Origin of the sequence: Psychrobacter sp. AOP5-GZ1-6, assembly GCF_052376345.1 — a bacterium.
Classification (GTDB): domain Bacteria; phylum Pseudomonadota; class Gammaproteobacteria; order Pseudomonadales; family Moraxellaceae; genus Psychrobacter.
Genome location: NZ_JBQSVP010000104.1, coordinates 1 through 11,444 on the forward strand (window position 1 = coordinate 1; position 11,444 = coordinate 11,444).

Genomic DNA, 11,444 nt, shown 5'->3' on the forward strand with positions numbered 1-11,444 from the left:
TTTTTGAAAGTGATAAAAATAAGAAGCCCGCTAAAACATAGTGTTTTAGCGGGCTTCTTTATGGTAAATGATATCTGGCTACATCTGCCGTTTGAGCAGATATCCACCCAATGCCGCACTACCGATGATGGGTAATAGCACCATGAGTAGCGGCGACACTCCAGTAGCGAGCGAGATAAAGCCAACCAAATCTTGCATATAACTAAACAGCAAACCAAACAATAGCGCTACCACGATACGCAAGCCCAAACTATGCGTACGCAGTGAGCCAAAAACAAATGAACAGGCGACAATCACCAATGACAAAATAGAAAATGGTGATAATAGCTTTTGCCAAAACGCCAGCTCATGATTCAAAGAGCGCTGACCCTGTTGACTCATAAACTGGCGATGCTCATATAGCTGAGTCAATGACAAGTCCTCCGCCTTGCGAGTGAGCAAATACACAGACTCAGGAGCAAACGGTAGGCTCAATGTATCAGAGGGTGAGATGGCTTGACTGCTATCAAACCCCTGACCGATATTCAGTTTGGTCATATTATTCAGCTGCCACTCATAGCGATACTGCTCACTTGGTGCATCAATGGTCATATCGACTGGTTCACGACCAATATACTGCCCATTTTCTGCATAGATGGCCGTTTGTAAGCTACCATTATTATCCAAATGCCAGCGTTTGACCTCACCGATGTTGCCTTGAACATCAGCATAATCAATATATAACACATCACTGCCATCCGACATGGTACTACCATCAGCAGCATTTTCAAAGCGTGGCTGCACAGTCCAATAACCACGTACCGATGTGACCAATGCGCGGCTATCGGCATCATTGATCTCTTTTGCCAACTGATTAGAGTATGGTAAGACGAACTGGTTAATCGCCAAAGCAAGCAACACAAAAATCATGGCAGGCTGTAACACCCAACCGACAATGCGATATACGCTCACTCCAGCAGCACGCATCACCACCAGCTCGCTTTTGTTAGCGAGTAAGCCTAAGCCTACAACCGCACCAAGCAATGCTCCTGTTGGCGTAAACTGCTCTAAAAAATAAGGTGAGCGATAAAAAATATACTTAATTGCCTGCCCCATCGTATAACTGTCGTCTAGTGAGTCAAGCTCTGACAAATAAGAAAAAACCAACTGCAACGCCCACAGACCTAAGACCGCTCCGACAATCGCAAAAAATGCATTACGTTTGACATAACGGCTAAGAACTTTTAGGTTGGCAGGCTTTTTAACCAACTTAGAGAATAAAGCGCTCATTAAGGCTGTCCTCCTTGTGAGCCAGTGCTTTGACTATCGATAACCGTTAATGGCGCATTTTGTTGTTTACGAAAACGCAGTCGATGCTGTACGCGACTTCCCCAATTCATATAAAGTGCTAGTACCATGAATCCAAGAACCAACCACGCATAAGCCCACACACTCACACTGCCTTTGCTTACTGCATTTTTTAGTGAAATAATACCCAACGCGCAGCTGACAAATAATAAAATAGAGGGAAATAAGCGTAACCAACGACCTTGACGAGGGCGTACTTGTGCGAGCGGTACGGCCAGCATAGGCGCGATAATCATCAGCCATGGTAAAGCAAAACGATATCCAAGCTCACCTTGTGCTGCACGTAGCGTATTGGTATTACTTACTTGTGCACCGCCAGTAGCCGCCTGCCATAATGGTCCTATTGCTTGCGTTTCAATGTTGTTTTCGGTGACGACTTCTTCTGATGACTCAGTCAAAGTGATACGGTAGCGATCAAAGCCCACCTGATTGTATTTCAGACTACCTGCTCCAACTTCATAGCGACGACCTTGGAACAAATCCAACTGGGTTACACCGCTATCACCCGTATCTACTTGTTCCGCACGAGTGGCGAGCGTGATAGTATCTTTGCTGATATTAGAGTTTATAACAGCGGCTGGTAGCTCTGGTATATCCAATGACTCTGCTGTTTCTGGGTCAATGGTATTACCAGCATTGATAGCCTCTTTGTCAGCAGCACTGCCCTTTTCTTCAGGTTCAGACTGAATGAGGATCACATTTTGTAATTGTTTTTTATCATCACTTAAGCTGCCCACATACAAATGATAATTGCCACTACTGATAAATTCATTTGGACGTATCAAATCAAATGCGCTAGTCACAGCTTGCTGTTGCCAAACAGCTTCTGATGAACGCACCCCCCACGGTTTTCCGACAATGGACAATGCAGCTTCACCGACAAACAAGGCCAATATCAGGGGCGTAATCAAACGAGCAAGTTTACCACGCGAGACACCACTGGCATTGATAACAGCCATTTCTTGATCGACATACAGGCGCCCAAATACGAGCATCAATGCGATAAAAAATGCTAAAGGCAGAATTAACTCTAAGAAGTACGGCAAATTATAACCAATGATGGTAAATAATAAGCTGATATCAAGATTACCTTCTGCGGCAATACCAAAGTAGCGTATCAAACGACCACCTAGCATCATCACCACTAAAAACCCTAATACTAGAGCAGTGGTTGAAGCGACTTGTTGGGTCATATAGCGGCGTAATATCACAATAGGTACTCTTAAAAAGGGTTGGTATTCTTAATCATTCGTCGCATAATTATGGACAAAATAATGACAATTTTATGCTCCATAGTTGTAGCATGTTAAACATTCAATCACAGCACTAAGCAGTATAGAAACAATGCCGTTCAGCCCAAGTCTTAAACAGATATAAAGATAGCAGTATCACTTATTAGCAATACCTTATAAATATTGGTGATCAAGATGACCGCTAATGCTAGCATGTTTTGCCTAAGAATGGCGGTGAAATGTGTTTGAAAACATTACGCATGCCTTACTGAATAGGCGACAGGCTCTAAAGATGTATAGCAAGATCGTGCAGCAAATATATACGAAATCTTTACCTAACCCTTGCCGACAGCGCAATCATTACCTGATATGCTACACTACAACTATAGCCGAAGACCCCAACTGCTTTAGCCAACCACTTTAGATAGTTAGGATATATTTAATACACATGAACGATAACGTCATCACTCTCGGTGCAGGATTCACCACTATAAGATGAGTGATGCCTTGTCACGTGTGATGTTTCTTATGTTTGAGGCCTTGATCTAGTAAGTTGCTCTAACCTTGAAAGCTGTCGTTAATAAATAGAGTCATCCATATTGACTCACTGTTACGACACTCGTTTTATAACTCTAATAAGGATAACGATATGAATATTAAATTGTCTCAGCACCTACCAAAAACTCATACGCAAAAAATTCTAAAAAAAGAAGCGAAGAGTAAAGATGAAGCGTGTCTGGTTGTTTTAATCGATGATAACAAAAACATCTTTGCCGAATCTGTTCTGACCGATTACACCTCACGTATTGAGCAACTGATTGATGTGTCACATTTTAATGGTAAGGCTGGTGAAACTGTAGTCGATTACGCATTGGCAGGCGACAAAAAAACCACCAAGCAAAACCCTGTACAACTATTATTAGTCGGTGTAGGTAATACCGATAAGCTTAATAACACTGTCTTGAAAAAAATTGCTAATACCATTTATAGTAGCACGCAAAAGCGTGTGTCTTCTATCACTGTTGCGTTGAGCGATGCCTTAGAAGAAAGCCAGTTTGGTCAATTTGCTCTCAACCTATTGGCAGCAAGCTACCGCTTTGACAAATACAAATCTGAACAAGCTTCAACGATACTGACGGACATCTATCTCGTGGCTGATGCTGCATTACAGCCTGCGCTAGCATTTGCACAATCAGTGTTTGCAGGTCAGAGTCTGACTCGCGATGTAGCCAATGAACCAGGTAACATCTGCTTCCCAGCTTATATGGCAGAAAAAGCCCAAGAGCTTGCAGTAGCCTATCCTGACCTATTAACAGTGAAGGTATTAGGTGAAGATGAGATGTCAGAATTGGGTATGGGCTGCTTTTTGTCTGTTGCCCAAGGCTCTACCAAAGAAGGCAAACTCGTACTCATGGAATACCGCGGTAAGTCTGACTTCAGTAGCGATGCTGGCTCCACTAAAGCCGCGACTAGCAGTGCCAAAGTCAGCGGTGGTCTAAAAGCATTGGCTGATAAACTACCAACTAAAAAGTCTGCTAAAAATACTAATACAACTAGCACTGACTTATCAACTGCAAATGATGACGCTCCTATCGTATTGGTCGGTAAAGGCGTCACGTTTGACTCAGGCGGTATCTCTATCAAACCTGGTGCAGCCATGGATGAGATGAAGTTTGATATGGGTGGTTCAGCCTCAGTACTAGGTACTATCAAGGCGTTATGTGAAGCACGTCTACCGATCAATGTCGTTGGTGCGTTAGCCTGTGCTGAAAACATGCCTTCAGGTGATGCAACTCGTCCAGGCGATATCGTCAAAGCCATGAACGGTCTATCAGTCGAGATTTTGAATACAGATGCTGAAGGTCGCTTAGTACTGGCAGATACCCTATGCTATGTACAGCGCTATCAGCCAAAAGCCATCATTGATGTTGCTACCTTAACTGGCGCTTGTGTGGTTGCACTTGGTCATGTACGCTCAGCAGTCTTTAGTAATAACGAAGACGTATTGTTTGAGCTAGAAAACGCCAGTAACTTATCAGGTGACCTTGTTTGGCATATGCCGTTAGATGATGAGTATCAAGCACAGCTCGAATCACCTATCGCAGACTTACAAAACATCGGTGGTAGAGCTGCTGGTGCCGTCACTGCTGCTTGCTTCTTATCTCGCTTCATCGAAGAAGGTCAAGCATGGGCGCATTTAGACATCGCTGGCACGGCATGGAACTCAGGCAAAGACAAAGCTGCCACTGGTCGCCCAGTACCATTATTTATGCAATATCTAAAAAATAGCGCGGATATGGCATAATCGATTAATGACAGCCAATCAACGACAGTCAATTTATGAAAATTAGCTTTTATGTTCTAAGTGAAAATAAAGCCCAAGAAATCTTGGGCTTTATTTGTCAACTGACCCAAACGGCGCTTAACAAAAGCACTCAGTCGCTGCTTATTCTGATCGAAGATGAAGCGTTACTGTCATCGCTTGATGAGGCGCTATGGGCACAAGATTCTACGAGTTTTATACCGCATCAACGCCTTGTAGATGCTTCTAAAAATACTGATGTGGATACTACTGCTGACACCATTCCCAATACTATCAACACTGGTAACCAGTCACTAGCACCTGTCCTACTTGGCAATCATATGCCAGCCGATTTCAAAGGTATCGTACTCAATACCACGATACATCCTGTAAACAGCTTTATGGCAGTGACCAGTAATGCCCAACCAACTCGAGTCCTTGAGCTGATAAAACCTGATGCGCTAAGTGTTCAAGAAGGTCGCAACAAGTATAAAGCTTACCAACAACTAGGCTATGAGCTGACCCACTTTAAAGTGTAATCAGCCTCTCTTTTTCATTTCTCACGATACAACACTATCCTACCTTTCTCATATTGGGCACTTTTCGGTAGCCCTATCAGCTTATGCGGATACGGGGTAGAGGTAGGCGCTTATCCAAAAAAATGCTACCATCCTTCGGTTATTTTTCTGTTCTTATTACAAACGTCTTATTTACAGTCGAATTATTTCAAAATGGCGACAAAGCACCCCTGCATATACTGCGTATTTTAAGTAAGGATCATGCTGTAGCCATTTATAAATGCTTTGACCATATTGACTAAATCGAGGGTGTATAGATGCGTTCATTGATTGCGATGTACCAACGTATAGGGCTGGTTCCGCTCATTATCATTGGTTTGATTTTAGGGGTGTTGATTGGTTGGCAAGCACCAGACATCGGCATTGCATTAGGATTATTGGGCACGCTGTTTGTAGGTGCGTTAAAAGCCGTTGCGCCTATACTGGTATTTGTCTTGGTCATGGCTGCTATCAGTCAACACCGTAGCGGTAACAAGGTTTATGTCAAACCAGTACTTATTATGTATATGTTCGGCACTTTTTTGGCTGCATTGACTGCGGTAGGTGCTAGTTTTTTATTCCCGACTAACTTAGTGTTGATAAATGCGACGATTGAGCAAGTACCACCCGCCAACTTAGAAGCCGTATTGACTAACTTATTAATGAATTTGGTGGCTAACCCTATCAATGCCATCGCTGAGGCCAATTATATTGGTATTCTAGCATGGGCCATCATCATCGGCTTTGCACTACGTCAAGCCAGTGATACTGCGCGCACCGTAGTCAGTGATTTTTCTGATGCGATCTCGCAAGTGGTCAAATGGGTCATTGCTTTAGCACCCTTTGGTATATTAGGTTTGGTCGCAAATACTGTCGCTGAAACAGGCTTTGCTTCTTTGGCAGGTTATGCACGTATCCTGATGGTTCTCATCGGTTGTATGCTATTTATCGCGTTAGTCGCCAACCCAATTATCGTGTTGGTCAAAACGGGCAAAAACCCTTATCCGCTCGTGTTTAGATGCTTGCGTGAATCAGGTATTACGGCTTTCTTCACTCGTAGCTCAGCGGCTAATATTCCTGTAAACATGAACCTTGCTCGCAAACTGGGTCTGCATGAAGACACTTATTCTGTGACGATACCGCTAGGTGCCACTATCAATATGGCAGGTGCGGCGATTACAATTAACGTCTTAACGCTTGCAGCGGCACACACTTTGGGTATCGAAGTGAGCTTTGCGTCAGCACTACTACTGAGTCTGGTCGCAACCATCAGTGCTTGTGGAGCCTCTGGTGTCGCTGGTGGTTCATTGCTCTTGATCCCACTTGCCGCTAGCCTATTTAACATTCCAAACGAAATTGCCATGCAAGTGGTAGCGATTGGCTTTATCATTGGTGTGATACAAGACTCGGCAGAAACAGCGCTGAACTCGTCAACTGACGTACTATTCACCGCAGCCGCTGATCCGACGTATTCTCGTTAATTTGTAGAAGATTAAACGCTATAAATAGAGAAACTAAAAACAATAAAGGGCCCAATTTATTATTGAGGCCCTTTTTTATTGGCTATTTCTTAGGGCGTGTCTTCATTTACCAAATTATTTACTTTATGTGATCAATGTCCACTTCTATCACTGGCGTTTGTAAGTCTAATTGACGTTTTAGTTGGCGTAACTGTTCCACCTCATCTAACAGCTCCAGTATCAAACCAATCGCTGGGACGCTGGCTTCAAAATCACGGCTAAGGCGTGAGGCACGGCGCACGGTTGTCAGCTGATAGCCAGTAAACTGCTCACGCTCTGGCACATCATACTCAATGATATTTTCTTCCATCAACTCGATGACCCATTGGCGCTCTTGGCCACAGGCAGATACTAGCTCATCCAAGCTCATGATGATATCGGTAAATTCAGGCGAGTGTTTCATAACTATTATCCTCGTTTTCTTTCTATTTCATCGTTATCGTATGCATCTCTATTGCGGTGATAAATGACTGCTATCAAGGAGTTGAGTTAACGGTCAATATGGACATCAGCAAAGGCCTGCTTTAATTGCTCATAAGCATTGGTTGCCGCTTCACTACTGATATCAGGATTGACAATATTTAAGGTCAAATACAAATCACCTGCTTTCTTGGCAGGAATACCCTTGCCTTTGAGACGCAAATTACTACCAGATTTACTGTTTTTGGGGATAGAAACACCAAGCTTTCCTGCTGGCGTACTGACATTGATTTTTTCACCCAATGCCGCCTCCCATGGAGCGATATTGACGGTCTGATAGACGTCAGCACCTTCAACACGAATATTATCTGCATGACGGATTTTTACTTTTAAAAATAAATCGCCGTTTTTGCCACCACCTATACCAGCCGCACCTTGTCCTGCTAGGCGAATCTGCTTGCCATCAGTAATACCTTTCGGAATTTTAATTTTGAGCGTCTTATTGTCATAGTCCACGCTGCCATTGGCCTGACGAACCGGAACGTTTAATTTGATACTATAATCGTCACCGTTATAAACTGATGCCAAATCGACCGTAATCTCTGCATGCTGATCTTGACCTTTGCTATCTTGTGACCCAAAGCCACCACGCTGTGATTGTCCGCTCGCGCCACGACCAAATGCAGAAAAAATATCATCGAAGCGAAAACCACCATCGCCATAAGCTTCGCCGTCACCAAACTGATCTTTGATGTCTTCCCAACGGAATCCACCCTGTCCAGCCCCTGCCGACTGACCACCAAAGCCACCAGCGCCAGCTTGACCCGCAAAAGGATTGTCTAGCATGGCATCATATTCTGCACGCTTGTCTTTATCTCGGATGGTTTCGTAAGCATTGTTAATCTCCGCAATCTTATTATCAGCATCTGGATGATCGCTAACATCAGGGTGATATTGACGAACAAGCTTACGGTATTTTTTTTTGATATCGGCGTCTGAGGCGTCTTTTTTGACCCCTAAAATGTCATAGTAGGTTTTCTCTGCCATGTTATTTTTCCTCAAAATAAAAGTATGTTGATAAGATTGGTATGCCCATTTTCAACGATACGGTATGGAAATTTGTGTGACTGCGATATAAAAGGTTGTCGCTATACTTTAATTATAGTAGCAACCAAAATAAAAATGGTTAGATAAATATTACCAATAATGATGCCAGGCTATAGCAGCATTTAATTTACCTCTATCATCTAATATAGCATTATTATCAGCCGTAACTGTGTCAGAGTATGTCACCACAATTCGAGCATCGTCATTCTTTGATAACTGTTGACGTAATGTCAATTTGGTAAAATCCATACTAGCGCGCCCTTCTCGTTTTGAGGCGGTATAAGACAGCTCAGCACTTTGTCTATCACGTTTTGCACGCACACCTACCTCAATACCGATATCGGCATGCTTGTCTTGATCATGGACAGTCGCATTGACCATACTGTAGCCCAGTATATGCTTGCCAAATTTAGCACCTGCACCAACGCCCGCTTGAGCATAAGGACTGTGACGGTTGCCAGTAAAAACATCTGTACGAGCGCCTGTTTTTAGCTGCCAAGACAGTTTAGGCTCGCCTGATAGCGGCTGCCTAAGATCTTCAATCTGCTGCATGTCCAAAAACACAAAATCCGTCAACGTCAATTGACGCGAATCAAAGTTATAGCCCAATGAAAGCTGTACAGCTTCAAAACGCTTATCAATATCTGTATAGGCGTTGAGTGGGTCTTTCACAAATAATGATAAACCGATTTCTGTCATCTCATCAGATAAAGCGACTTTGGTTTGCGTGGTTTTATTACTCAATGCTGGTGACGCTTTATTTGGTACAGTCAATTGAGCCAAACCATCACTCACTGGTAGTCTAAAACGCTGACTGAGCAACTCACTTTTAAAAGCTTGCTGCTGTGGCGTATCGTCCTGTGATATTGTATATGTACGATGCAAAATCAAAAAATCAAGTGCAAGTGCCTTATCCTCATCATTCAAATTGGCAAGCAGTTCGATATTTTCTGTACGAATTACGGTATTGATAACATCTTGTATAGGCTTAGGTAGTTGTACAAACTTCTCACGCAGTTGCGTTTGTTCAGAGGGCAAATAACGTATCGAAGATACTAATGACTCGGCACCATCTTCATGCTCCAGCAGCTGATCAAACACATAGTCTGGTGCATACCAAGGGCCTATGCGTTCCGTTGTTTTGACATCGCTGATCAGCTCAAGTATCTCACCTGAACGATAGCCACAGTTTTGCTTAATAAAGTAATAATCAAACCGAGCAGATTTTGCTTCATATAAATGATAGTTCAATAATTGGGTTTCATACGATTCAAGGTTAAGTACATACTCCCACATATCTCGCTGTTCATTTTTAGAATACACTGCGTCTTGCTTAAAAAACTCTGTCTCCGAAAATCCAGCATCATAAAGCCCAAAAAGCCCTTTGATAGCGTACATGGCGCCATTTTCATTTGCTGGAATGCTAGCACCAAAGTTATAAGAACTATTAAGCAAATCCTCACTCGATAGCTCTCTGACTTCATTAGTGTTCTTGTTTTTGGCGTTCTCGTTTTTGGCACCTGCTGGTAGGCTGGTTTTTACCAATACATGACCAAAGGAAGAAGCGGGGTTTTTTAGATAATTACTGACTAAAATCAAGCTTATTTCTTGATTGGGATCTGGCAATTGGGCGCACTCGTTAAGATTGACATGCAATTCAGGTAGGTGGTGAGTAAGCCATAAATATCTGGCCGGATATTTACAAACGACCTTTTCATCATCAATGCTTTCTATCGTTGCCATCAGCTCCGCATAAGGATCAACATCCTTTTTTGAGCGTGGCTTTGGGTTGGTCAAATAAAATCCTGGTGAGATAACTTCTGCTTTACCATCTTTATAAAATAATAAATGTTGCCACTGTCGATGCTGGGACAGGGATTGTAGTTTTATGGGGTCAATCGTTACGTCTTTATTGACGTCTTGTTTTGGCTCCGAAAATGACGCTTCATGGGTCGCTTCTATACTGCGTCCATTATCTGGCAAGCTATCCATTTCGCTGTCAGCCCTGCGATAAGCATCGTTATCAGCCGTGGCTGCCTCAATAACACCATCCTCACTAGAGTCGGTTTGTTTGCTCTGATCCACCGATGCGAGCTTAGGCCTATAACCGCTTGAATCGACCATACTCAACTCATCAACTCCTACTGCATAAGCAGTAGATGCCGAAAAACAAGCCAACCATAAAAATACTTTTTGCATGTTATCTAGACACCATAAATACATAAGCAATAAAAAACACGTAAGCACTAGGTTTACGTGTTTTTTATCATTAAATCATTAAAAGCTTCAGCATTAAACGAATTGCTTAATAACTGACATTTTCAATATTTAGATAGCGCAGTTTTGCTGAACGATATTAAATAGCGTTTCTGCATTTTGATCTTGTGTAGCGGTACGATACGCAGAAGTCTGAGCATATTGACCATATTGTGCACGTACGCTCGCAGCTGAATCACAGTTAGCAACGTTCTGTAGTGCAGACAAATGAGCACCTTGGCCTGAAGCTAAGTCTTTTTCAACACTTGGAAAGGCTTCTTTGATCAAAACAGCGGCCCTAACATTACCACCTTGGCAAGTGTTAGGAGACATAGAGTCAGAAGTAGCAGCCGTGGTGCCTAAATCCCAAGTTACGTTAGAGATAATAGCAAGAATAGGGCTTGAATTACCAAATAAAGCGCCGCCAATACCGCACTGCTTATAAATCTGCTCGATGGTACGACCGGTATCTGCTGTCTTAAAATTAGAACCAAGATCAGCATTCGCTGTGCTAAATGGAATCATTGCAGCGACAACTGAAGCAAACGCAATTTTCTTCAACATAAAATTTCCTCACAAGACAATAAAAGATAGATTTTCTCACCATACAATCGAAAACTATGAGTGTTTCTAAAAAATCTAAAACAATGTTCAACCTTTGGTATTTTACCAAATAGTAAGAATATAGCAAGATTTTTTTCTT

9 protein-coding genes are annotated in these 11,444 nt (G+C 42.7%); 3 read left to right on the top strand and 6 right to left on the bottom strand.

Translation table 11 applies throughout. The features are described 5' to 3' along the window. Positions 1–78 precede the first annotated feature (78 nt). Positions 79–1,269 carry an LPS export ABC transporter permease LptG gene (gene lptG / locus ACT3RN_RS11830; RefSeq protein WP_192518515.1) on the bottom strand — a complete coding sequence of 397 codons (1,191 nt, stop codon included), beginning with the start codon at positions 1,267–1,269 and terminating at the stop codon, positions 79–81. Continuing rightward, positions 1,269–2,540, bottom strand: a complete 1,272-nt coding sequence (locus ACT3RN_RS11835; protein WP_192992324.1) for an LPS export ABC transporter permease LptF — start codon at positions 2,538–2,540, stop codon at positions 1,269–1,271. The genes lptG and ACT3RN_RS11835 overlap by 1 nt, the downstream gene beginning before the upstream one ends. 688 nt (positions 2,541–3,228) lie before the next feature. On the opposite strand from ACT3RN_RS11835, the gene ACT3RN_RS11840 reads away from it, so the two are divergent. The 3 genes from ACT3RN_RS11840 (at position 3,229) to sstT (ending at position 6,919) form a co-directional block, all read left to right on the top strand. Then, a complete protein-coding gene (locus ACT3RN_RS11840; RefSeq protein ID WP_192518513.1) occupies positions 3,229–4,884 on the top strand; it encodes a leucyl aminopeptidase in 1,656 nt (551 codons plus the stop codon). Between the two features lie 35 nt (positions 4,885–4,919). Beyond that, positions 4,920–5,420, top strand: coding sequence for a DNA polymerase III subunit chi (locus ACT3RN_RS11845; protein ID WP_192518512.1), 501 nt, complete (start codon positions 4,920–4,922; stop codon positions 5,418–5,420). Positions 5,421–5,716: 296 nt separating this feature from the next. Then, positions 5,717–6,919 carry a serine/threonine transporter SstT gene (gene sstT, locus ACT3RN_RS11850; RefSeq protein ID WP_192518511.1) on the top strand — a complete coding sequence of 401 codons (1,203 nt, stop codon included), beginning with the start codon at positions 5,717–5,719 and terminating at the stop codon, positions 6,917–6,919. Positions 6,920–7,037: 118 nt separating this feature from the next. Here the strand turns inward: sstT and ACT3RN_RS11855 are convergent, their stop codons facing one another. From ACT3RN_RS11855 to ACT3RN_RS11870, 4 genes are all read right to left on the bottom strand, one after another. Continuing rightward, a complete protein-coding gene (locus tag ACT3RN_RS11855) occupies positions 7,038–7,361 on the bottom strand; it encodes a chaperone modulator CbpM (protein WP_192518510.1) in 324 nt (107 codons plus the stop codon). An 86-nt stretch (positions 7,362–7,447) separates the two neighbouring features. Next, positions 7,448–8,425, bottom strand: a complete 978-nt coding sequence (locus ACT3RN_RS11860) for a DnaJ C-terminal domain-containing protein (RefSeq protein ID WP_192518509.1) — start codon at positions 8,423–8,425, stop codon at positions 7,448–7,450. Positions 8,426–8,575: 150 nt separating this feature from the next. Further along, positions 8,576–10,684 (bottom strand): lipoprotein N-acyltransferase Lnb domain-containing protein, encoded by a 2,109-nt coding sequence (locus ACT3RN_RS11865; RefSeq protein ID WP_192518508.1) that lies wholly within the window; start codon positions 10,682–10,684, stop codon positions 8,576–8,578. Positions 10,685–10,813: 129 nt separating this feature from the next. After that, complete coding sequence (locus ACT3RN_RS11870; RefSeq protein ID WP_192518507.1) at positions 10,814–11,305, bottom strand: DUF3015 family protein; 492 nt, start codon at positions 11,303–11,305, stop codon at positions 10,814–10,816. Positions 11,306–11,444: the final 139 nt, after the last annotated feature.